Genomic DNA, 22,477 nt, shown 5'->3' with positions numbered 1-22,477 from the left:
GCGGCGGGGATGAGGTGGCACCCCTAGTACTTCAGCAGGTTGGTGTCGTCGACCGAGGCCGAGCGCCGGGTGCGGAAGATCGCCATGATGATCGCCAGCCCCACCACGACCTCCGCGGCGGCCACGACCATCACGAAGAACGCCATCACCTGGCCGTCGAGCGACCCGTTGATCCGGGCGAACGTGACCAGGGACAGGTTCGCCGCGTTCAGCATCAGCTCGATGCACATGAACACGACGATCGCGTTGCGGCGCACCAGCACCCCGACCGCGCCGATGGTGAACAGCAGCGCGGACAGGAGCAGGTAGTACGTCGGGGTCATTCTTTCTCCCCTTCAGGCTTGCCCACGAGAGCGTGTGCGTCGGGGCCGTCGCCGGTCCCGGCGACCTGCTTGCGCTCGTCTTCCAGCCGCGAGGCCGAAGTCGACTCGATGATGTCCGAGAGCGACTCCGGCGCGATCGAACCGTCGGGCAGCAGCGCCGGGGTGGCGATCGAGTTGGCGGTCGCGAACACACCCGGGCCGGGCAGCGGCGAAGGCCTGTCGTGCTTGCCGGTGAACCGGTCGACGACGAGTTCCCTCTGGTTTTTCTTGCCGCCCTTGGCGTGCCGGTCGGTGAACGCGAGCACCATCGCGCCGAGCGCGGCGGTGATCAGCAGCGCCGACGTGAGCTCGAACGGGAACAGGTACTTGGTGAAGATGAGCCGTCCCAGCCCGCCGGGGCCACCGCCGTCGAGGCTCGCCGGGTCGAGCGGCAGCGCGGGGGTGACGTTGGCCAGCGAGCGGGCGAGACCCGCCGCGAGCAGCCCGCCGACGCCGATGCCGAGCAGGGTCGCCATGACCCGCTGCCCGCGCAGCACTTCGACGACCGAGTCCGAGCTCTCCCTGCCGACCATCATCAGCACGAACAGGAACAGCATCATGATCGCGCCGGTGTAGACGATGATCTGCGTGAAGCCGAGGAACGGCGCCTGCTGGATCATGTACAGCGCGCCGAGGCACAGCATCGTGAGCACCAGCCACAACGCCGAGTGCACGGCGTTGCGGGAGAAGATCATGCCGAGTGCGCCGAGCAGCGCGAGCGGGCCGAGCACCCAGAACGCGATGGTCTCGCCGGTGGTGACCCCGGCCGAAACGTCCGTCTGCGCGAGGAATGCCGTGATCACTTGACCGGCTCCTTCGGCTCAGCAGGCTGCCGTGCGAGTTCCGGGCCGTTGACGTAGTAGTCCTGCTCGTTGTCGCCCAGCCGCATCGGATGCGGCGGCTGCTCCATACCGGGCAGCAGCGGCGCGAGGAGGTCTTCCTTGGTGTAGATCAACCGCTGGCGGTCGTCGTCGGCCAGCTCGTAGAAGTTGATCATCGTCAGGGACCGGGTCGGGCAGGCCTCGACGCATAACCCGCAGCCGATGCAGCGCAGGTAGTTGATCTGGTAGTCGGCGCCGTACCGCTCACCGGGCGAGAAGCGTGCCTCTTCGGTGTTGTCACCGCCTTCGACGAAGATCGCGTCCGCCGGGCAGGCCCACGCGCACAGTTCGCAACCGACGCATTTCTCCAGCCCGTCCGGATGCCGGTTCAGCTGGTGCCTGCCGTGGTAACGCGGAGCGGCGGGGGCGCCCGCCTCCGGGTACTCCTCGGTGGCGACCTTCTTGAACATCATCCCGAAGGTGACACCGAAACCCTTGATGGGATCAAACATCCCCATCGCCGGCCTCCCTTCCACTGGAAACCGCCGCGGGCTTGCGCTTGGCAGCCCGGGCTTCGGCCTTCGCGAGGGCCTTCTGACGGGGAGTCTGGTCCGGAACCTGCAGGTCGAGCGGCGGCACCGGGAATCCGCCACCGGTCACCGGGACGTAGTCGTCGTCCGGGACCTTCTTGTCCGGCAGCAGCAGGCTCAGGATGACGACGACGAGAATGAGCGCGCCGCCGCCGATGAGGATCTGCGGGGTGGAGAGGCCGCCCGAGTTCTTGATCGCGCGGACCGTGACGATCACGACGATCCAGACCAGGTTGACCGGGACCAGGACCTTCCAGCCCAGCCGCATGAACTGGTCGTACCGCAGCCGTGGGAGCGTGCCGCGCAGCCAGATGAACCCGAACAGCAGGATGAAGAGCTTCGCGGTGAACCACAGCAGCGGGAGCCAACCCTGGTTGAGCGCGTGGTCGGCGCCGACGAACGGGAACTTCCAGCCGCCGAGGAACAACGTGGTCGCGAACGCCGAAACGATCACCATGTTGACGTACTCGGCGAGGAAGAACATCGCGAACTTCATCGAGCTGTACTCGGTGTGGAAACCGCCGACCAGCTCGGATTCGGCCTCGGGGAGGTCGAACGGGGCGCGGTTGGTCTCACCGACCATGGAGATCAGGTAGATCACGAAGCTCGGCAGCAGCAGGTAGAAGTACCAGCCGGTCTGCTGCGACTCGACGATCGCCGAGGTCGACATCGAACCCGCGTAGAGGATGACGCCCACAATGGACAGACCCATCGCGATCTCGTAGGAGATCACCTGAGCCGCGCTTCGCAGTCCGCCGAGCAGCGGATACGGGGAACCCGAGGACCAGCCGGCCAGCACGAGGCCGTACACGCCGATCGAGGAGCAGGCCAGGATCACCAGCACGCCGACCGGCAGGTCGACCAGCTGGAGCGTGGTCCGCTCACCGAAGATCGAGACCACCGGGCCGAACGGGATCGCGGCCAGCGCGATCAGCGCCGGCACCGCGGAGATCACCGGCGCGAGGAAGTACACCTTGCGGTCGGCCGTGTCCGGGATGATCTGTTCCTTGAACGGCAGCTTGATCGCGTCCGCCAGGGACTGCAGATAGCCGCCGGGCCCGACCCGGTTGGGGCCGGGACGGTTCTGCATCCGGCCGACGGCCTTGCGCTCCCAGACGATCAGGAAGATCGTCAGGATCGGGCCGATCAGCAGGATGACGACCGTCTTGATCAGGATCAGCCACAACGGGTCGTCGGCCAGCAGCGCCGCCCGCTCGGCGGCGTCCGGCATCTGGCTGAGCAACGGAGTCACTTCTCACCTCCGGTGAGGGTGACGGCGGAGCCGTGACCGGCCGCGAGTGCGGCGCGGACGGCTGAACCGTCGGAGTTGCCCGGGAGCCACACGACGCCGTCCGGCAGGTCCGCGACCTCGATCGGCAACGTGATGGAACCGCGTTCGGTGGAGACCTGCACGGTCTTGCCCAGGCCTTCGGCGGTCTTCGCCGAGAGCTTGGCGACGACCTCGCGCTGTGTGCCCTTGAGATGCGGCTCGCCGTCCTGCAGCGAACCGTTGTCGATCAGCTGCCGCCAGGTGGCGAGGAGGGCCTGGCCGTCCTTGGGCTCGGCGCGTGCAATGAACGGTCCGTTACTTGCAAAATTTGCAAGTAACGAGCCGTTCCTAGCAGACAGCTTGGCCAGATCGGCAGCGGCGGCGGCCGGAGTCTGGGTGAAGATGTCCGCGTCCATCTCGACGGCGAGGGTGTCGAGCACCCGGCAGTCCGGTAGGGCGCCGGTGCCTTCGAGGGTGACGGCGAACTCGCGGCGGCGGCCTTCCCAGTTCAGGTAGCTGCCCGCCTTCTCGACCGCCGGGGCGATCGGGAGGACGACGTCCGCGTGCTCGGTGACCCCGCTGTGCCGCAGTTCCAGGCTCACCACGAACTTCGCGTGCTGGAGCGCGCGGCGGGCCAGCTCCGGGTCCGGCAGGTCGTCCGGGTCCACACCACCGACGAGCAGGCCGTCGAGGTCGTGGGCGGAAGCGGCCTCGAGGATCGCGGTGGTGTCGCGCCCTTCACCAGCGGGAAGCGTGACGCCCCAAGCCTTTTCGATCTCGGCGCGCGCCGCGGCGTCGGTGACCGGACGGCCACCCGGCAGCAGCGTCGGCGCCGCGCCCGCCGCCAGGGCACCGCGTTCACCCGCGCGACGCGGGATCCACGCGAGCCGGGCGCCGGTGCGTTCCACCAGCCGGTGCAGGGCCGAGAACAGACCGGGGACCTCCGCGGCGCGCTCGCCGACGAGGATCACCGACCCTTCGGCCGAAAGCGCCTGGTCGACGTCCTGCGCGTGCTGCGCGATGCCGTCGATCGCGGCGGCCTCGGCACCCGGCGCGCAGGCCAGCAGCTCGCCGAAGGTCTTGTGGACCGAGGAGGTGGTCCACTGTCCCAAGTGGACGACGCGGGTGCGGTTCTTGCGGGCCGCCTTGCGCAGCCGCAGGAACACGATCGGCGCTTCGTCCTCCGGCTCGAACGCGACGCACAACACCGTGCGCGCCCGCTCGATCTCGCCGAAGGTGACGCCGCTTTCCGGCGTCGTCCCGACCACGTGCGAAGCGAGGAAGCTCAGTTCCTCGGCCGAGTGCGGGCGGGCCCGGAAGTCGATGTCGTTGGTGCCCAAGGCGATCCGCGCGAACTTCGAGTACGCGTAGGCGTCCTCGACGGTCAGACGGCCACCGGTCAGCACCGCGGCACCCTTGCCGTTCCGCGCCTCGGCGAGCCCGGCGGCGGCCGCGCGCAACGCGTCGGTCCAGGAAGCCTCTTCGAGCACGCCCTCGGCGTTGCGGATCAGCGGACGGCGGATGCGGTCATCGGCGGTGGCATAGCGGAAGGCGAACCGGCCCTTGTCGCAGATCCACTCTTCGTTGACCTCGGGGTCGTCGCCCGCGAGCTTCCGCATGACCTTGCCGCGGCGGAAGTCGGTCCGCTCGGCGCAGCCGGACGAGCAGTGCTCGCACACGCTCGGCGCGGACACCAGGTCGAACGGCCGCGAGCGGAACCGGTACGCGGCCGACGTCAGGGCGCCGACCGGGCAGATCTGGATGACGTTGCCGGAGAAGTACGACTGGAACGGCTGCCCCGACGTCGTCCGGGAGGCCAGGTCCAGCACATCCGCCGTCTCCGCCGTACCGATCTGCTGGTGGACGCCGCGTTCGAGCAGCTCGATGAACGGGTCACCGGCGATCTCGCGGGAGAACCGGGTGCAGCGCTGGCAGAGCACGCAACGCTCCCGGTCCAGCAGCACCTGCGAGGAGATCGGCAGCGGCTTCGGGAACGTCCGCTTCACGTCGACGAACCGGGATTCCGCGCGGCCGTGCTCCAGCGCCTGGTTCTGCAGCGGGCATTCGCCGCCCTTGTCGCAGACCGGGCAGTCCAGCGGGTGGTTGATGAGCAGCAGCTCCATCACACCCTGCTGGGCCTTGTCCGCGACGGCCGAGGTCAGCTGGGTCTTCACGACCATGCCGTCGGCGACCGTCATGGTGCACGAGGCCTGCGGCTTCGGCATCGGACGGCCGCCCATTTCGACCTCGACCAGGCACTGGCGGCAGGCGCCCGCCGGGTCGAGCAGCGGGTGGTCGCAGAAGCGCGGGATGACCGTGCCGAGCCGTTCGGCGGTGCGGATCAGCAGCTCGCCCTTGGGCGCGATGACCTCTTCACCGTCGATGACCAGCTTCACATGGCCCTCGGGGACCGGGGTGTCCTCCGTGGACGTTCCCGGCTTGTCGGGTGCGATCGTCATGCCTGCGCCCCCACCAGTTCGCGCTTGTTGGTTTCACAGAGTGCGAGGAACTCCTCGCGGAAGTACTTGATCCCGCTCTGGATCGGCGAGACCGCGCCGTCGCCGAGGGCGCAGAACGAGCGGCCGAGGATGTTGTCGCAGACATCGAGCAGGGTGTCGATGTCCTCCTCGGTGCCGTGGCCCTCGACCATGCGCTCCAGGATCTGCGCCAGCCAGTACGTGCCCTCGCGGCACGGCGTGCACTTGCCACAGGACTCGTGCTCGTAGAACTGCGTCCACTTCATCACGGCCCACGGCACGGAAACGGTCTCGTTGAAGACCTGCACGGCCGTCGTGCCCAGCATCGACCCGGCTTCCGCCGCGCCTTCGAAGTCCAGCGGAACATCGAGGTGCTCGGCGGTGAACATCGGCGTGGACGAACCGCCCGGCGTCCAGAACTTCAGCGGGATGCCGTCCTTCATGCCGCCGGCCATGTCCAGCAGTTCGCGCAGCGTGGTGCCGAGCGGGCATTCGTACTGGCCGGGCTTCTCGACGTGGCCGGAGATCGAGTAGATCTTCGGGCCGGGCGACTTCTCACGGCCCATCTGGCGGAACCAGTCCGAACCGCCGTTGATGATGTACGGCGCGCTGGCGATGGTCTCGACGTTGTTCACCGTGGTCGGCGCGGCGTAGAGCCCCGCGGCGGCCGGGAACGGCGGCTTGAGCCGCGGCTGGCCACGACGGCCTTCCAGCGAGTCGAGCAGCGCCGTCTCCTCACCGCAGATGTACGCGCCGGCGCCCGCGTGCACGGTGATGTCGAGGGCGAATCCGGAGTCGAGGATGTTCTCGCCGAGGTAGCCCGCTTCATAGGCCTCGCGCACGGCCGCGTTGAGACGGCGGATGCAGTGCAGCGCCTCACCGCGAACGTAGATGAAGCAGCGGTGCGAACGCATCGCGTACGAGGCGATGATGCAGCCCTCGATCAGCGAGTGCGGGTCCGCCATCATCAGCGGGATGTCCTTGCAGGTACCCGGCTCGCCCTCGTCGGCGTTGATGACGAGGTAGTGCGGCTTGTCCTCGTTGGGGGGCATGAAGGACCACTTGATGCCCGCGGGGAAGCCCGCGCCGCCACGGCCGCGGAGGCCGGAGTCCTTGACCAGCTGGACGATCTGCTCGGGAGTGCCCTTGAGCGCCTTGCGGATCGCGGTGTAGCCCTCGAGGGCTTCGTAGGACTGGATCGTCCAGGAGTTGGGCGAAAGCCAGCGCTTCGTGAGGACCGGAGTGATGGGATCTGCCATTACTTCTTCTCCACTTCGGGGAGTGGGACGTCCTGCATCGCGGGCGCGGTCCAGCCGCGGTCTTGCGCGACCTGCGCGCCCCGCAAGGTTTCGACGGCCTGTGAAGGACCGTCGACGTCCGTCCGGTACTGCTGCGCGTCCTCCGGGAAGAACCCGGCGAGCTGCAGCTCGGCGCCCCTGAAGCTCGTCAGCGGCGCGCCGCGCGTCGGGGCCGGCTTCTTGCCCGCCCGCAACGCGTCGACCAGCGCGACGGCCTTGTCCTCGGTCTGGTTGTCGAAGTACTCGTAGTCGACCTGGATGACCGGGGCGAGGTCACAGGCCGCGAGGCATTCGGCGTGTTCGAGGGTGATCGAGCCGGGCTCGTTCGGCGTGCCCGCGGTCTCGTTGTGCCCCAACGGCTTCTCTTCGGAGCCGAGATGCGTCTGGAGCTTCTTGTAGATCGCGTCGCCGCCCATGGCCGCGCAGAGGGTATTCGTACACACACTGACCAGGTGCTCGCCGCACGGGCGGCGCTTGTACATGGTGTAGAACGTCGCGACCGCGCTGACCTCGGCGTCGGACAGGTCCAGCTGCGAAGCGCAGAAGGCGATGCCCTCCTGGCTCACGTATCCCTGCACCGACTGCACCAGGTGCAGCATCGGCAGCAGCGCCGACCGGGACTGCGGGTACCGCGAAATCAGGTTCTGCGCCTTGGCGTAGGTGTCGGCATCGAAGATGTCTTCGAGCTTCGCGTTCTCCAGGATCCCCGCCGCCTCGGCGGAATCCGGCGCGATCGCGATCACGTCGACGTCGCCACCGGCGGCGATGTGGGTCTGCTCGGCCAGGCTGGTGCCGGGCTCGGGCGTCGGTGTCGTTCCGGGCTGGGTGCTCAACGGTCCACTCCCCCCATAACGGGGTCGATCGAGGCGATGGCGGCGATCACGTCCGCCACCAGGCCGCCTTCGGCCATCGCGGGCATCGACTGCAGGTTCACGAAACTCGGTTCGCGCACGTGGACCCGCAGTGGCCGGGTGCCGCCGTCGGAGACCAGGTGCACGCCGAGTTCGCCGCGCGGCGATTCCACCGACGTGTAGGTCTGGCCCGGCGGGACCTTGAAGCCCTCGGTGACCAGCTTGAAGTGATGGATCAGCGATTCCATCGACTGGCCCATGATCTTGCGGACGTGCTCGAGCGAGTTGCCCATGCCGTCGCTGCCGATCGAGAGCTGCGCCGGCCAGGCGACCTTCTTGTCCTCGACCATGACCGGGCCCGGCTCGAGCTTCTTCAGGCACTGCTTGATGATCCGCAGGCTCTGGTGCATCTCCTCGACGCGCAGCAGGTAGCGCGCCCAGCAGTCCGCGTCGGTGGAGGTCGGGATGTCGAACTCGAACTCGTCGTAGCGGGAGTACGGCTCGGTCTTGCGCATGTCCCACGGCAGACCGGCGCTGCGCAGCACCGGACCGGTGACCCCGAGCGCGAGGCAGGCGTCGACCGGCAGGTACCCGACGCCCTTGAGCCGGTTGCGCCAGATCGGCTGACCGGTGAAGAGCTTGTCGTACAAGGGAAGCCGCTCGTCCATCGTCTTGACGAACGCGCTGACGACCTCTTGGTAGTCGTCCGGCATGTCCTGGGCGAGACCGCCGGGCCGGATGAACGCGTGGTTCATCCGGAGACCGGTGAGGTGCTCCAGCAGGTGCAGGACCTCTTCGCGCTCACGGAAACCGAGCGTCATCGCCGTGGTGGCACCGAGTTCCATCCCGCCGGTGGCGATGTAGACCAGGTGCGAGCCGATGCGGTTGATCTCCAGCAACATCACGCGCAGCAGTTCGGCGCGGCGCGGCGCCTGGATGCCGAGCAGCTTCTCGACACCGAGGCAGTACGCCATCTCGGTCGACAACGGCGCGAGGTAGTCCATGCGCGTCACGAAGGTGACGCCCTGGGTCCACGTGCGGTACTCGCAGTTCTTCTCGATCCCGGTGTGCAGGTAGCCGATGACCGAGCGGAGCTGGGTGACGGTCTCGCCCTCCATCTCCAGCACGAGCCGGAGCACGCCGTGCGTCGACGGGTGCTGCGGGCCCATGTTGATGACCATGCGCTCGTCGTGGCGGGAGTCCTCGATGAGGTCTTCCCAGTCACCGCCGGAAACGGTGTAGACACGGCCTTCGGTGGTCTCGCGGGAGTCGGCGTAGTTGACGTCGTCGGTGCTGTCGGCGCCTTGGGGGCCGGTGGCGGTGCCTGTCGTGACGTCGGAGAGGTTTTCGGTGCTCACGAGTAAGACCTCCGCTGATCTGGCGGCGGGATCTCCGCGCCCTTGTATTCGACGGGGATCCCGCCGAGCGGGTAGTCCTTGCGCTGGGGGTGGCCGTCCCAGTCGTCCGGCATGAGGATGCGGGTCAGCGCCGGGTGGCCGTCGTAGACGATGCCGAACATGTCCCAGGTTTCCCGCTCCTGCCAGTCGGCCGTCGGGTAGACCCCGACCAGCGACGGAACGTGCGGGTCTTCGATGTCGAGGGTGACCTCGAGCCGGATGCGGCGGCGGTAGGTCATCGACGTGAAGTGGTAGACCGAATGCAACCGCTGCGGGACGTCGACGCCGTAGTCCACGCCGGAGACGGAGCTGAGCAGTTCGAAGCGGAGACCGGTGTCGTCGCGCAGGACCTTGGCGATCTCGACGAGGTGCTCGCGGGCGACGTAGAAGGTGATCTCGCCGCGGTCGACCGTGGTCTGCTGGATGGCGTTCGCCGGGATCTTGTTGTCCGCCAAGGCCGCGTAGAACTCGTCGGCGAACTCGTCGAACCAGCCGCCGTACGGGCGCTCCGCCGGCGCAGGGCTGTACGCGGGGAGGCGGACGCCGCCGTAACCGGAGGTGTCACCGGTGCCGCGCACGCCGAACATTCCCTGGCGCTCTTTACCGGTGACGACCGGTTCGGCCGGGCGAGTGCCCTGCGGTTCGAGGCCGCCTTCGGGCCTGTCGGCGCTGGACTGCTCGCCGCCCGTTTCCGGGGTCTCTTCGGGGGTGTCGGCTGTGTTGGCTGTGTTGTCGTCGGGCACGTCGCTCACTTCTTCGCGTACTTGATCGAGGAGGCGATCAGCTCGGTGCGCTCACCGCTGGCGGCGCGGATCGCGGCCCGGCGGGCGTTGATCGGCTCGTCCTGGATCTTGGCGTGCAGCTTCAAGATCGCGTCGAGCAGCATCTCGGGGCGCGGCGGGCAGCCGGGGAGGTACATGTCGACCGGGACGATGTGGTCGACGCCCTGCACCACGGCGTAGTTGTTGAACATCCCGCCGGACGAGGCGCAGACGCCCATCGCCAGCACCCACTTGGGCTCGGCCATCTGGTCGTAGATCTGGCGGAGCACCGGCGCCATCTTCTGCGTGACACGGCCGGCGACGATCATCAGATCCGCCTGGCGCGGCGTCGCGCTGAAGCGCTCCATGCCGAAACGCGCGATGTCGTAGCGGGAACCGCCGACGGTCATCATCTCGATCGCGCAGCAGGCGAGACCGAAGGTGGCGGGCCACATCGAGTTCTTGCGCGCCCAGTTGACCAGGCCTTCAAGGCTGGCGAGCAGGATGCCGTTGGGGAGTTTTTCTTCGAGGCCCATGCTTCTCTAGTTCCAATCCAGGCCGCCGCGACGCCACACGTAGGCGTACGCGAAACCGACCGTCGCGATGAACAGCACGATCTCCACCAGGCCGAACATGCCCAGCGCGTCCGCGGAGACCGCGAACGGGTAGAGGAAGACCATCTCGATGTCGAACAGGATGAACAGCATCGCGGTGATGTAGTACGCGACCGGCATCCGGCCGCCGCCGACGACCGGCTGCGGCGACGGTTCGATACCGCATTCGTAGGCCGCGGTCTTCGCCTTGTTGGGGCGGCTCGGGCCGACCAGCGGGCCGAGCAGCACCGAGAGCACCGCGAAGCCGAGAGCGAGGACGAACAAGAGGACCAGGGGGAGGTACATGTTCAGGTTGGGTACTGCGGGAGTACCTGCCTGGGTCAGCACGGGCAACATCAGCACGGGGTTTTCGCCATCCTTTCCGCGCCGCTGCGGTTTTCGAGTCGGGGTTCACCGCTTCCCACGGTCGGCACCCTAAGTCACCTGGGTCACACCGCCGAGGGTTAGGCAACCCTTACGGGCCGTGCATGACGGCCCCCTTGCTTGTGAAATAGTTCACAAGCCTCCCGTCGAGGATGTGAAGCGATTCACAAAGCATGGGGCGAGTGTAGGACGTGACTCACATTCTTGTCCCTAGGCCCCGTGCTATAAGGCTGCCCTAACTTGACCGCACGGCCAGTACGGTTACTTCCGGCGTGCGGTACCGATGACCTGCGACGTCGTCCCCAAGATCGGCTTCCCGGCGCCGTTAGGCCACCTTCGCCCTGTGACCGATACCACTGCCCGGAGTACCCGTGACTGGTCCAGACGTGTGGAACGGACGGGAGATGCCGCGCGCGGTGAGGCGTAGGTCAGGTGGGTCGTGAGCACCCGCGCGAGTCCCAGCGAAGGCCTCCTTCCTTGCGCCTGACGCAAGGAAGGAGGCCTTCACGCGAGTTCCGGAGGTGTCAGCGCGGGGAGGGCGTCGCCCGCGCCAGCGCGGCGATCAGCCGGTCGACGCCGTCCCCGCCCTTGGCGTCGTAGCATCCCGAAAGTCCCTTGTAGACCAACGGAAGGATCGAGTTGATCCGCAGTCCGTACTTCGTCGCGGCGTGCATGACCTTCGGCTTCCCGATCAGCTTCGCGAACACGTTGCCGAGGCGGTAGTACCCGCCCATCAGCTCACCGACCGCACGCGGGTAACCCTCCAGCGCCCGCTCACGGGACGGGCCCTCGCGTCGCGCCAGCGCCTGCACGACGAATTCCGACGCCAGCTGCGCGGACTCCATCGCGGCCGAGATGCCCTCGCCGTTGAACGGGCTGACCATGCCACCCGCGTCGCCGAGCAACAGCAGGCCGTCGCGGTAGTGCGGGGTGCGGTTGAAGCCCATCGGAAGGCCCGCGCCGCCGACCTTGCCGACGGCGTTCTCCTCGCGGTAGCCCCATTCCTCGGGCGTTCCGTCGAGCCATTGGCGCAGCAGCGCGCGGTAGTCGGTGCTGCGGAACGCGGCCGACGTCGACAGCATGCCGAGGCCGACGTTCACCGTGCCGTCGCCCAGCGGGAACGCCCAGCCGTAACCGGGCAGCAGCTTCGGGTCGCGCGGGTCCGACCGGTCCCACAGTTCCAGGTGGCCCTCGATGAACGGGTCGTCGTGGCGCGGGCTCTTGTAGTACTGCCGCACCGCGACGCCCATCGGGCGTTTCTCGTTCTTCTGGATGCCGACGCTCAGCGCGAGCCGTGCGGAGACGCCGTCGCAGGCCAGTACCAGCGGAGCGCGATAGCTCACCGGCGTCTTCTCCGGGCCGACCTTCGCCTCGACGCCGATCACGCGGCCGGTCGGGCTGGTGATGGCACCGGTGACGGTGGTGCGCTCGTAGAGCCGCGCGCCCGCCTTGACCGCGGTCTTCGCGAGCAGGTCGTCGAAGTCCTGCCGGGTCCGCGAGACGCCGTACGGCGGGTAGCTGGTCAGATCCGGCCAGTCGAGCTCCAGCGTGAGCTCGCCGGTGAGGATCCGCAGACCGCGGCTGTGCACCCAGCCCGCGTCCTCGCTCGTGTCGATCCCCAGGTCGATGAGCTGCTTGACGCCGCGCGGGGTCAGGCCGTCGCCGCACACCTTCTCGCGCGGGAACTCGGTCTTCTCCAGCAGCAGCACGTCGACGCCCGCGCGGGCGAGGTACGTGGCGGCGGTGGAGCCGGCCGGTCCGGCACCGACGACGATGACCTCGGCGTCGTGGTCAGGGTTGCGACGTGTCATGACTCGAATCTACAGCCGGGCGAAGCCCGTCCGTTGCGGGTGGAGGTGGGGAGGAAGGCGGAGTTACGGAGGGCTTTTTGGCGCGGTGGATGGCGACGACGCCGAACGTGAGGTTCAGCCACTCCACCTCGGTCCACCCGGCGCTCGCGATGATCTCCCCGAGCGTCCGCTGATCCGGCCAGGCCAGCATGGATTCCGCCAGGTAGGAGTAGGCCTCGGGGTTCGACGAGGTCCGGGCGCCGACCCAGGTGAGCAGCTTCGCGATGAACTTCCGGTGCAGGAACCGGATCGGCGGGAATGTGGGCGTCGACACCTCGCAGATCACCAGCCGGCCGCCCGGTTTGACCACCCGCGCGATCTCGGTGAGCGCGGCCTTGGTGTCGACGAAGTTCCGCAGCGCGAGCGAGATGGTGACCGCGTCGAAGCTTTCATCGGCGAACGGCAGCTTCATCGCGTCCGCGGCCACCATGGGGACGCCGCGGTGCTTGCCCGCCTTGAGCATGCCGACCGAGAAGTCCGCCGCGAGGCACCAGGCGCCGTTGCGCGCGTACTCGACGGTGGACACGCCGGTGCCCGCCGCGAGGTCCAGCACCTTCTCGCCGCGTTTGGCGTCCAGAACCCGGCCGGTGACGGTACGCCAGCGGCGGTCGAAGCCGAAGGTCATGAACGAATTCGCGCGGTCGTAGCCGTCCGCGACGTCGTCGAACATGGCGGCGACTTCGTGCGGATCCTTGTCAAGACTCGCTCGGGACATGCCTCGAACCATAACCCCGAGGTCCTGAGACGGGTCGGCCAAGCGGGAGCAAAGCGACGCGCCGTAGGTTCACCTGGCTCGGTGAAGCAACGCCGGGGCACGGTGCGCACCGGCCCCCGCGCTCTCACCGGCGAGGATCCTCCGCTCCAGCGACCGCAGTTCCGGCCCCGGTTCGAGGCCGAGCTGATCGACCGACACCCGGCGCGCCCGCCGGTACGCCGCCAACGCGTCGGAGGTGCGCCCGGCGCGCCAAAGAGCGTCCATCAGGAGGTACTGGGCACGCTGCCGCAAGGGATGCCGCCGCACCAGATCCGCCAGTTCGACGGCCGCGCTCGCGTGTCGTCCGAGATCGAGTTCGGCCTGGTAGAGCTCTTCGAGCAGGACCAGGCGGTGCTCCGAGAGGCGCATCGTCTCGTCCGAAAGCAGCGGGACGTCCAAGCTGTCGTAGGGCGCGCCGTGCCAGTGCGTGAGTGCCTGCCGGATCAGCGAGGCGCGCTGCGCGGGGTCCGCGGACTTCAGCGCCTGGCCCGCCAGCGTCTCGAAGGTCTCGACGTCCAGTTCGCCGGGGTGGACCTCCAGCCGGTAGCCGCCGTTGTCGAAGCCGAGCCGGTCTCCTTCGGGCAGGGCCTGCCGCAGCTTGTGGACGTGCCAGTGCAGCTTCGGCACCGCCCGCGGCTCCCACTTGGTCTCCCACAGGGCCTCGGTGAGCACGTTCACCGGCACGAAGGTGTTCGCCCGGACCAGCAGCACGCCGAGGAGCGTTCTCCTCATCCGGCCGTGCAGCGGGACCGACCGCGAACCGGAAGAGATGCTGAACGTGCCCAGTACTTCGAACCTCACGTGCCGTCCTCTCGCTCGATGGCGTGAGGGGACGATGAATGCCGGTTGTACAAAAGAGATACAAAGACACAAGCCTGGGAGCGAGGCTCCTCCGCTGAGGGTGGTGGCGGGGGCGTGGATGGTATTCAGGCGAGTGCGGAGAGCATTCCCTGCACCGACCGCGGCCAGGCGAATTCCTCCGCTCGCGCCCGCGCCGCCGCCCGCCTTGCGTCCTCGGGACGCTCCAACAGACCAGTGACGGCACCGGCGAAAGCGGGGGCGCGATCGTCCACCGCCTCGCCGCAGCCTGGGCGCACGATCTCCCGCAGTGCCGACGACGCCGAGACCACCACCGGCGTCCCCGAAGCGAGCGCCTCCAACGCGGCCAGCCCGAACGTCTCGTGTGGACCGGGTGCGAGGGAGACGTCCGCGCTGGCCAGCAAGCGGGCGACGTCGCCGCGTCCGGCAAGGAAGCCGAGGAAGGTCACCGGGAGCCCGCGCGCCCGCCGTTCCAGCGCCCGCCGCCGAGGGCCGTCACCCGCGATCACGAGCCGCACACGGTGCCCTGCCTCGGTCAGTTCGGCGACGGTGTCCACACTGCGCTCGACGTGCTTCTCCGGCGACAAACGTCCACAGTGGACGATCAGCGCGTCGGCGTTCCCGGTCAGCGTGTGCCGCCAGCCGTCGTCGCGCCGGCCTGGGGTGAACGTCGTGAGGTCGACGCCGAGCGGGACGCGCCGCACGTTCGGCGCGGCGATCCGGTCGAATTCCGCGCGGGCGAACGCCGTCGTGCAGACGACCGTGTCGTAACGCCGCGCCATCCGCCGGTTCGCGACGTCCGCGACACGCCGCGCGACCGGTTCCGGCATCAGGAACTGCTCCAGCAGCCTGTCCAGCCGCTCGTGCGAGATCACCATGCTGGGCACGCCGTTGCGCCGCGCCCACCCGCCCATGCCGCGCAACGTGAGCCTGTCGGACACTTCCAGTCTGTCCGGCCGCAAGCGGTTCAGCACCGCGCGCACCCGGTGCGGATCGACCGCGCGATAGCCGCCGGTGCCCGGGATCCGCGGTGCCGGAAGGGAAAACCGGCGGACTCCCGAGGGAAGCGTCTCGTCCGCATAGCACTGTCCAGGCACCACGAGGGTCACCTGATGGCCGCTCGCCACGTAGCCGGCGCCGAGATGGTGCAGCGCGGTCTTCAAACCGCCCGAGCGTGGCCCGTAGAAGTTGGCCAGCTGGACTATGTGCATTTCGAGTCCGCCTTGCGCCCGGTCTTTCCCGGCCCGTGCATCGTTAAGCCGCTCGAGCGACTTTGCCCTGAACGGCCTCGTAATGGCCGACCAGTTCCCGGCAGACGGCGGGCCAAGTCCGGCCCAGCACGACCTTGCGCGCCTTCTCCCCCAGCCTGGCGCGCAGCGCTTCGTCGCGCAGGTCGTTCACCTTGTCCACCAGCGTCGTCGCGAACCCGGCCCGGTCGGCGGGCAGCAGGTATCCCGTGCGGCCGGGCAGGACCAGATCCTTCGGACCGCCCGCGTTCGGCGCCAGTACCGGCAGCCCGGACGCCATCGCTTCCTGGATGGCCTGGCAGAACGTCTCGTGTGGTCCTGTGTGGACGAACACGTCGAGGCTCGCGTACGCGGCGGAGAGCTCTTCGCCGTAAAGGGCACCGAGGAACGCCGCGCCCGGGATCCGTTCGCGCAGCATCGGCAACTCCGGTCCGTCACCGACGACGACCACGCGGATCCCGTCCACCCCGGCGAGCGCGGTCAGCCGCTCGACCTCCTTCTCGGGCGCGAGCCTGCCGACGAAACCGACCAGCAGTTCGCCGTTGGGCGCCAGCTCCGCGCGCAACGCGGGATCGGCGTGGACCGGCGAGAACCGCTCGATGTCGACGCCGCGTGCCCAGCGGTGCACCCGCGGGATCCCGTGCAGTTTCAGCTGTTCCACCGAATCCGTCGACGGCGCGAGCGTGCGGTCGGCCCGCGAGTGCAGACGGCACACCCAGCGCCACGCCGCGCGGGCCGCGATGCCGAAGCCGTACGCGGCGGCGAAACCGGCGATGTCGGTCTGGTACACCGCCACACATGGCACCCGCAGCCGTCTGGCCGCGGCGAGACCGCGGGCGCCGACCACGAACGGCGACGCCAGATGCACCACGTCCGGTCCGAAATCGGCAAGGGCGGTGAGCACCGTCCTGGTCGGCACGCCGATCGGGAGGGAGTTCACACCGGGGAAGTCGAGGGCGGGAATGCGCACGACCGGGGCGCCGAGGTACTCCACGGGACCCGGCCCCGGGGCGATGATCAGCACGTCGTGCGCGCGGTCGCGGAGGTGTTCCACGACGCGGAGCACGGAGTTGGTCACGCCGTTCACCTGGGGCAGGAAACTCTCGGTGACTATCGCGACTCGCACGCGGATCACTGTCGCATCCGGTTGTGACGCCCACGCCAACAGAAACGGAACAGACGACATGTCATCTCAAGGTCGTGTTCCGTAAACCAGACTCGGCCACACTAGTCAGGCATGACCCTCCTGTCGTCAAGGCCGCCTCAGCCCGTCGAGCCAGGGCTGGTGTCGAGGGCCCTCGAAGTGGCCGGGCGGCTGGCCAACGACGCGACCGACGTGATCACCGCGACCGCGGGCCGCGGCGCCCAGCCCGACCCGAAGGACTCGCCCTTCGACTGGGTCACCGACACGGACCGGATCCTCGAACGCCACACCCGCCGTGTGCTGACCGCGGAATTCCCCGGCATCCCTGTCGTCGGCGGCGAATTCGGCGCCGACCACGGGGCCGACGTCGCCGAATACCGCTGGGTGGTCGACCCGGTCGACGGCACCGCGAATTACGTCGCCGGTGTCCCCTGGTGCGCGTACAGCCTCGCCCTGATCGACGCCTCGGGACCGGTGGTCGGCGTGGTCGCGGACCCGTACCGCGCCCAGATCTACGCCGCCGCGCGCGGCCGCGGGGCCAGGGCGAACGGCAAACCGATCATGCTCAGAGACCGCCGCGGGATCGCCGGCGCGATCGTCTGCACGGAACTCACCCGCAAGGGTGTCTGGCCGGGGATGGGCCAGTTCATCGAACGGGCCGCCGCCGCGCACGCCGGGGTCCGGGTGCTCGGCTCGGCGGCCTTGGCGATCGCGCAGGTCGCGCTGGGACACGCGGCCGCGGCGGTACTGCACAACTACCGCGAATGGGACGTCGCCGGATCGGTCGCGCTGGCCATCGAGGCCGGAGCCGTGGTGCTGGACCGGCACGGGGAAGACTCGGCCCTGCCGGTCGACGCGCTGCTGGTGGCGGCACCGGGGGTGGCCGACGAGGTCTTGGGCTGGTGGCAGGAGTCGGTCGGCTGAGTTCGCCTTCCAATCACGCGAGTTCCGCCTCTGATCACGCGAGTTCCGCTTCTGATCACGCGAGTTCGCCGGTTCCGCACAGCGAACTCGCGGAACTGATCCGGACGACTCACGTGATCGAACGCGGGACTCACGTGATCGAACGCGGGACTCACGTGATCGAGCGCGGGACTCACGTGATCAGACGGACGACTCGGCCCGCGACCGGGTGTTCTGCCGCCGGATCCACCACAGCAGCGGGCCGGCGATCAGCCAGGTGAAGAAGATCATGCTGCCCAGCGGCAGCAACGTGGTCGCCGCCGAGCGGCCTGCCACCCGCGCGAGTTCCGGGTCGCCGACGTCGTACTCGATGTTCACCAGCTGCCCGGCGGCCAGCCCGGAGGGGTAGAGTACGCCGTTGGCCGGGCTGTGCATGATGCCGTCGGGGGTGGCGTAATTGATGATCGTGCGGTCGAACATCACCGATTCGACCTGCGCCGTCGCCTGCCCGAGTTCCGCTTCGATCGCGTTGTCGTTGCGGATGGCGGCGAACAGCAGCGAGACGCCGAGCACGGTGACGAGTGAGGCGACAACGAGGGTGGCATACCACCCGATGCGCCTCACCCGCTCCGTTTTGGCCGTCACGCCGCGAGCGTAGCGCTACCCGTCAGTGGGCGTGTCGCTCGGCGAGGAATTCATGGGTCGCCTTGATCTGCGGGTAGGACTTCGGTGCGACAGGCGCCACAGCGGCCCGGAGAGCAGGCGCGCCGTTGGGGCTCACCGCGGGCTTGCCCTTGGTGTACAGCCACGTCTGGAAGAGGTCGTACAGCGGTTTGCCCGAAATCTTCTCCGCGAGCGCGATGAACTCTCCGATCACCGCCGACTTGGCCTTCTTCACCTGCTGCCAGGTCTGCAGGATCCGGAAGAACGTGTCGTCACCCACAGCCTTGCGCAACGCGTGCACCGCGAGCGCGCCGCGGTCGTAGACGGCCGCGTCGAACTGGTTGTCCGCGCCCGGGTCGGCGGGCAGGACCTGCCAGAACGGGTCCTCGGCCGGCACGGAGTCGTAGATGTACTGGGCGAGTTCGTCGGCCGTGCCCTCGCCGGTCTCCTCCGACCACAGGAATTCGCCGTAGGAGGCGAAGCCCTCGTTCAGCCAGATTTCACTCCACTTGCCGAGTGTGACGCTGTTGCCGAACCACTGGTGCGCCTGCTCGTGCGCGACGATCGACGTGTTGGAGCCGGACCGGAAGGCCCTGGCGCCGTAGACCGGCCGCGTCTGGTTCTCCAGCGCGAAGGTGATGCCGGTGGTGACGACGCCGCCCTGCGCCTCGAACGGGTAAGGCCCGAACTTCGAGGCGAGGAACTCGGTGATCTCCGGTGTCCGCTCGATGCTGGCCTTGGCCGCGCCGAGCGATTCGCCGAGGTCGGCGCCGTAGGCGGTGATGAACGGTTTGCCGTCCGGCGTGGTCTGCTCGTTCACCTCGAACTTGCCGACCTCCAGCGACGTGAGGTACGTCGCCTGCGGTTTGGTGCTGCGCCAGTTCCAGCGCGTCCAGCCCGGCCGCTGCACCGTCTTGCGCACGAGCGTGCCGTTCGACAGCGCCGCGACGTCGTTCGGGACCTCGACCGAGATGTCGTAGGTCGCCAGGTCGGTGGGGTGGTCGTTGGACGGGAACCACCAGGCCGCGCTTTGCGGCTCGTCGACGGCCAGCGCGCCGTCCGGGGTCTTCTTCCAGGCGGTGAAGCCGTCGATCTTCACTTTCGACGGCGTGTCCGCGTAGGCGACGACGACCGTCGCCGTCTGGCCCTTCTTCAGCGGCGTCGAGGGCGTGACGGTCAGCTCACCGGTCCCGTCGGTCGACGTCGCGAACCGCGCGGGCCGGTTGTTGACCCGGACGCTCGACACCTTCAGACCGAAGTCGAGGTTGAACGCCGAGAGGTCCTGCGTCGCGGTGAGCAGGATCGTCGTGGCACCGGACAGCAGGTCGGTGGACGGCTGATAGCTCAGCCGGAGGTCGTAGTGACCGACGTCGTAGCCGCCGTTCCCGGCGTGCGGGTAGTACGGGTCGCCGATGCCGATCGAGCCGGGCGCGGGTGCGGCGGCCGCGGTGCCCACGAGCAGCACCGAGACGACGCCCGCGGTCAATCCGGCGAAGCCGGCGCGAGTCTTCAAGCGCATTGCGAATCCTCCCAGGATTTGTCAGCGCGCTCGAACGTAGCCAGACGATCGTCGCGCAGACACGGCCGAAGGAGGGGTTCCTACCCTCTGGACTGAGACGGAATACGGCTAGACAGCACGCACGGCCGACGACACCGCCGTACGGAGGCGCGCGTGCAGCTCGCGGTGACGCGTTCGGTCCACCCGGACCTCCACCACCCGCAGGCCCGGCGCGGGCTTGAGCGCCGCGCGGAACTCGGTGAGCGTCTCGGCGACGACATGCGGCACGCGGTAGCCGGCGCACAGGGCACCGAGATCGGCGCCGTGCGGCGTGCCGAAGACGCGTTCGAAGCTGGCATCGTGCTCGGGCGCGCCCTGCTCCAGCAGGGAGAAGATGCCGCCGCCGTCGTCGTTGAGCACCACGATCGTCAGGTCGGGACGCTGTTCGGCGGGCCCGGTCAGCAGGCCGCTCGCGTCGTGCAGGAACGTCAGGTCGCCGAGCAGGGCGTACGAATGTCCCCTGTGGACGGTCGCGGCGCCGATCGCGGTCGACACCATGCCGTCGATCCCGGCGACGCCGCGGTTGCGGTGCACGAGGACGTCGGGCCGCAGCCGTCCGGCGAGCGCGACGTCACGGGTCGGGTTGGACGAGCCCACGACCAGCAGCGACCCCTCCGGGACCGCGTCGACCAGCTCGGTCGCCAGGCGCAGCCCACTCGGCCACGGTTCGGCGGCCAGAGCTTCGGCCACCGCCGCCGACGCCGCCTTGTCCGCGCGCTGCCAGCTCGCGAGCCACTCCGGATCAGCCGGTTTGGTCGGCTCGTCGAACCACTGGCCGACCTGGCGGACGTTGTGCGCGGGCGCGGGCCAGTCCGAATCCGGCCGGACCAGCAGCACCTCGACTTCGGGATCGGACAGCACGCGCTGGACCTGCCGGAACACCGTCGGACGCCCGATGCACAGGACCTGCTCTGGCTTGTGCCGCGAGATGAACTCCTCGACGCCGAGCAGCCACGCGCCGGACGAGATCGCCGTCGCGCCGGCCAGTCCGATACCGCCGGTCTCGGAGACGACCGGCCAGCCGTGCAGCTCGGCCCATTCGCTGGCCGCCTGCACGCCGGTGTCGCAAGCGATGACCAGGCCGGACCGGGCCGAGGGCACCACGAACGAGGGAAGCGCGCCGAAGTCGGGTAGTTCGGTCCAGCGAGCGCCGTCGGGACGCCCTTCGAGTGACTCGTACCACTCGCCGTCATCGTCGACATCCGGCACGAGCGGCTCGCGGAACGGGATGTTCAGATGCACCGGCCCGCAGCGCCACTCGCCGTACGCGGCGTTCCAGGCTCGGCAGATCTGGCCGCGCCAGTACGAGTTCTGCCCGGCGCGGCGTTCGGCGACGGCGAGCTCATCGAAGTAGCGGATGGCGTTGCCGTAGAGCTGGTGCTGGTCGATGACCTGGCTCGCACCGGCGGCCCGCAGCTCGGGCGGGCGGTCGGCGGTCAGCACGATCAACGGGACGCCGGCGCGGTCGGCCTCCAGCACGGCGGGGTGGAAGTTCGCGGCCGCGGTCCCCGAGGTGCACAGCATGGCCACGGGGCGACCGGTGCGCGCGGCGATGCCGAGGGCGAGGAAGCCGGCGCCGCGTTCGTCGATGCGGACGTGCAGCCGAAGCCGTCCGGCTGCCGCCGCGTCGTACAGCGCGATCGACAGCGGGGCGTTGCGTGAGCCCGGGCAGAGGACGACGTGCGAGACGGTGTTGCGGACGAGTTCGTCGACGATGACCCTGGCCTGCGCGGTGGAAGGGTTCACCGGCAGACCTCGGGTTTCACACTACGACTCACGGCCACACGTCCTATTCTCCCAAACGTGGATGACGCCCAGGTTTCCGAGCTGTTCGACCCGGCCTTGTGGACCGAAGTCGACGGTTTCGACTTCACCGACATCACCTATCACCGCTCCGCTGAGAGCCGCTCAGGCAAACGGGTGGTGCGTATCGCGTTCGACCGTCCCGAGGTCCGCAACGCCTTCCGTCCGCACACCGTCGACGAGCTGTACCGCGCGCTCGACCACGCGCGGATGAGCTCGGACGTCGGCTGCGTCCTGCTCACCGGCAACGGTCCATCGCCGAAGGACGGCGGCTGGGCGTTTTGTTCCGGTGGTGACCAGCGTATTCGCGGACGCTCCGGGTATCAGTACGCGGACGGGGAGACCTCCGACACGATCGATCCGGCGAGGGCCGGACGGCTGCACATCCTCGAGGTCCAGCGGCTGATCAGGTTCATGCCGAAGGTGGTCATCGCCGTGGTCCCGGGCTGGGCGGCGGGCGGCGGGCACTCGCTGCACGTGGTGTGCGACCTCACGCTCGCGTCGGCCGAGCACGCGCGGTTCAAGCAGACCGACGCCGACGTCGGCTCCTTCGACGGCGGTTATGGGTCTGCGTACCTCGCCAAGCAGGTCGGGCAGAAGTTCGCGCGGGAGATCTTCTTCCTCGGGCGCGAGTACACGGCCGAGCGGATGCAGGCGATGGGCGCGGTCAACTCGGCCGTCCCGCACGCGCAGCTCGAGGCCGAGGCGCTGGACTGGGCGTGGACGATCAACGGCAAGTCGCCGACCGCGCAGCGGATGCTCAAGTACGCGTTCAACCTCACCGACGACGGCCTGGTCGGCCAGCAGCTCTTCGCCGGCGAGACCACCCGGCTGGCGTACATGCAGGACGAAGCCGTCGAAGGCCGCGACTCCTTCCTGGAGAAGCGCTCCCCCGACTGGTCGGCCTTCCCTTACTACTACTAGCCCCCCGC

Annotated in this window: 21 protein-coding genes; 2 read left to right on the top strand and 19 right to left on the bottom strand. The window is 68.8% G+C overall.

Annotation, left to right across the window (positions count from 1 at the left end; translation table 11 throughout):
- Window positions 1-23: 23 nt before the first annotated feature.
- The 16 genes from nuoK to ACZ6DT_RS18510 form a co-directional block, all read right to left on the bottom strand.
- Window positions 24-323: an NADH-quinone oxidoreductase subunit NuoK gene (gene nuoK, locus ACZ6DT_RS18585; protein ID WP_061980060.1), complete on the bottom strand. Its 300-nt coding sequence runs from the start codon at window positions 321-323 to the stop codon at window positions 24-26.
- Window positions 320-1,165 (bottom strand): NADH-quinone oxidoreductase subunit J, encoded by an 846-nt coding sequence (locus ACZ6DT_RS18580; RefSeq protein WP_465596232.1) that lies wholly within the window; start codon window positions 1,163-1,165, stop codon window positions 320-322. The genes nuoK and ACZ6DT_RS18580 overlap by 4 nt, the downstream gene beginning before the upstream one ends.
- Window positions 1,162-1,701, bottom strand: coding sequence for an NADH-quinone oxidoreductase subunit NuoI (nuoI, locus tag ACZ6DT_RS18575; RefSeq protein WP_465596229.1), 540 nt, complete (start codon window positions 1,699-1,701; stop codon window positions 1,162-1,164). The genes ACZ6DT_RS18580 and nuoI overlap by 4 nt, the downstream gene beginning before the upstream one ends.
- On the bottom strand, window positions 1,688-3,025 hold the full coding sequence (gene nuoH / locus ACZ6DT_RS18570; protein ID WP_465596226.1) for an NADH-quinone oxidoreductase subunit NuoH: 1,338 nt from the start codon (window positions 3,023-3,025) through the stop codon (window positions 1,688-1,690). Before nuoH ends, nuoI begins: the two co-directional genes overlap by 14 nt.
- Complete coding sequence (locus ACZ6DT_RS18565; RefSeq protein ID WP_465596221.1) at window positions 3,022-5,502, bottom strand: NADH-quinone oxidoreductase subunit G; 2,481 nt, start codon at window positions 5,500-5,502, stop codon at window positions 3,022-3,024. Before ACZ6DT_RS18565 ends, nuoH begins: the two co-directional genes overlap by 4 nt.
- Window positions 5,499-6,779 carry an NADH-quinone oxidoreductase subunit NuoF gene (gene nuoF / locus ACZ6DT_RS18560; RefSeq protein WP_465596218.1) on the bottom strand — a complete coding sequence of 427 codons (1,281 nt, stop codon included), beginning with the start codon at window positions 6,777-6,779 and terminating at the stop codon, window positions 5,499-5,501. The genes ACZ6DT_RS18565 and nuoF overlap by 4 nt, the downstream gene beginning before the upstream one ends.
- Window positions 6,779-7,651 (bottom strand): NADH-quinone oxidoreductase subunit NuoE, encoded by an 873-nt coding sequence (nuoE, locus tag ACZ6DT_RS18555; RefSeq protein WP_465596215.1) that lies wholly within the window; start codon window positions 7,649-7,651, stop codon window positions 6,779-6,781. Before nuoE ends, nuoF begins: the two co-directional genes overlap by 1 nt.
- Window positions 7,648-9,027, bottom strand: coding sequence for an NADH-quinone oxidoreductase subunit D (locus ACZ6DT_RS18550; protein ID WP_465596212.1), 1,380 nt, complete (start codon window positions 9,025-9,027; stop codon window positions 7,648-7,650). Before ACZ6DT_RS18550 ends, nuoE begins: the two co-directional genes overlap by 4 nt.
- Window positions 9,024-9,818, bottom strand: a complete 795-nt coding sequence (locus tag ACZ6DT_RS18545; RefSeq protein WP_465596209.1) for an NADH-quinone oxidoreductase subunit C — start codon at window positions 9,816-9,818, stop codon at window positions 9,024-9,026. The genes ACZ6DT_RS18550 and ACZ6DT_RS18545 overlap by 4 nt, the downstream gene beginning before the upstream one ends.
- Entirely contained in the window at window positions 9,815-10,363 is a 549-nt protein-coding gene (locus ACZ6DT_RS18540; RefSeq protein ID WP_005151847.1) for a NuoB/complex I 20 kDa subunit family protein, read from the bottom strand. Before ACZ6DT_RS18540 ends, ACZ6DT_RS18545 begins: the two co-directional genes overlap by 4 nt.
- Window positions 10,364-10,369: 6 nt before the next feature.
- Window positions 10,370-10,777: an NADH-quinone oxidoreductase subunit A gene (locus ACZ6DT_RS18535; protein WP_465596578.1), complete on the bottom strand. Its 408-nt coding sequence runs from the start codon at window positions 10,775-10,777 to the stop codon at window positions 10,370-10,372.
- A 551-nt stretch (window positions 10,778-11,328) separates the two neighbouring features.
- Window positions 11,329-12,615 carry a geranylgeranyl reductase family protein gene (locus ACZ6DT_RS18530; protein WP_465596207.1) on the bottom strand — a complete coding sequence of 429 codons (1,287 nt, stop codon included), beginning with the start codon at window positions 12,613-12,615 and terminating at the stop codon, window positions 11,329-11,331.
- The gene (locus tag ACZ6DT_RS18525; RefSeq protein ID WP_465596204.1) at window positions 12,596-13,369 is read right to left on the bottom strand and encodes a demethylmenaquinone methyltransferase; all 774 of its coding nucleotides are present in this window, start codon (window positions 13,367-13,369) and stop codon (window positions 12,596-12,598) included. Before ACZ6DT_RS18525 ends, ACZ6DT_RS18530 begins: the two co-directional genes overlap by 20 nt.
- A gap of 69 nt (window positions 13,370-13,438) precedes the next feature.
- Entirely contained in the window at window positions 13,439-14,209 is a 771-nt protein-coding gene (locus ACZ6DT_RS18520) for an AfsR/SARP family transcriptional regulator (protein ID WP_465596201.1), read from the bottom strand.
- A 125-nt stretch (window positions 14,210-14,334) separates the two neighbouring features.
- On the bottom strand, window positions 14,335-15,438 hold the full coding sequence (locus ACZ6DT_RS18515; RefSeq protein WP_465596198.1) for a glycosyltransferase: 1,104 nt from the start codon (window positions 15,436-15,438) through the stop codon (window positions 14,335-14,337).
- A 43-nt stretch (window positions 15,439-15,481) separates the two neighbouring features.
- Window positions 15,482-16,600 carry a glycosyltransferase family 4 protein gene (locus tag ACZ6DT_RS18510; protein WP_465596195.1) on the bottom strand — a complete coding sequence of 373 codons (1,119 nt, stop codon included), beginning with the start codon at window positions 16,598-16,600 and terminating at the stop codon, window positions 15,482-15,484.
- A gap of 111 nt (window positions 16,601-16,711) precedes the next feature.
- Here ACZ6DT_RS18510 and ACZ6DT_RS18505 point away from each other — a divergent pair, with 111 nt between their 5' ends.
- Window positions 16,712-17,542 (top strand): inositol monophosphatase family protein, encoded by an 831-nt coding sequence (locus tag ACZ6DT_RS18505; RefSeq protein ID WP_465596192.1) that lies wholly within the window; start codon window positions 16,712-16,714, stop codon window positions 17,540-17,542.
- A gap of 180 nt (window positions 17,543-17,722) precedes the next feature.
- Here the strand turns inward: ACZ6DT_RS18505 and ACZ6DT_RS18500 are convergent, their stop codons facing one another.
- The 3 genes from ACZ6DT_RS18500 to menD all read right to left on the bottom strand — a co-directional run bounded on the left by ACZ6DT_RS18500 (window position 17,723) and on the right by menD (window position 21,488).
- Window positions 17,723-18,166: a DUF3592 domain-containing protein gene (locus ACZ6DT_RS18500; RefSeq protein WP_465596189.1), complete on the bottom strand. Its 444-nt coding sequence runs from the start codon at window positions 18,164-18,166 to the stop codon at window positions 17,723-17,725.
- Between the two features lie 22 nt (window positions 18,167-18,188).
- Window positions 18,189-19,703, bottom strand: coding sequence for a M1 family metallopeptidase (locus tag ACZ6DT_RS18495; RefSeq protein ID WP_465596186.1), 1,515 nt, complete (start codon window positions 19,701-19,703; stop codon window positions 18,189-18,191).
- A gap of 108 nt (window positions 19,704-19,811) precedes the next feature.
- Window positions 19,812-21,488 carry a 2-succinyl-5-enolpyruvyl-6-hydroxy-3-cyclohexene-1-carboxylic-acid synthase gene (gene menD, locus ACZ6DT_RS18490; protein ID WP_465596183.1) on the bottom strand — a complete coding sequence of 559 codons (1,677 nt, stop codon included), beginning with the start codon at window positions 21,486-21,488 and terminating at the stop codon, window positions 19,812-19,814.
- A gap of 57 nt (window positions 21,489-21,545) precedes the next feature.
- Between menD and ACZ6DT_RS18485 the strand changes: the two genes are divergently transcribed.
- A complete protein-coding gene (locus ACZ6DT_RS18485; RefSeq protein WP_465596180.1) occupies window positions 21,546-22,469 on the top strand; it encodes a 1,4-dihydroxy-2-naphthoyl-CoA synthase in 924 nt (307 codons plus the stop codon).
- Window positions 22,470-22,477 lie beyond the last annotated feature (8 nt).

This window comes from Amycolatopsis sp. NPDC041971, assembly GCF_055588925.1.
The sequence above is the reverse complement of the archived record's forward strand: the minus strand, read 5'-3'. Positions and strand labels throughout refer to the sequence as shown.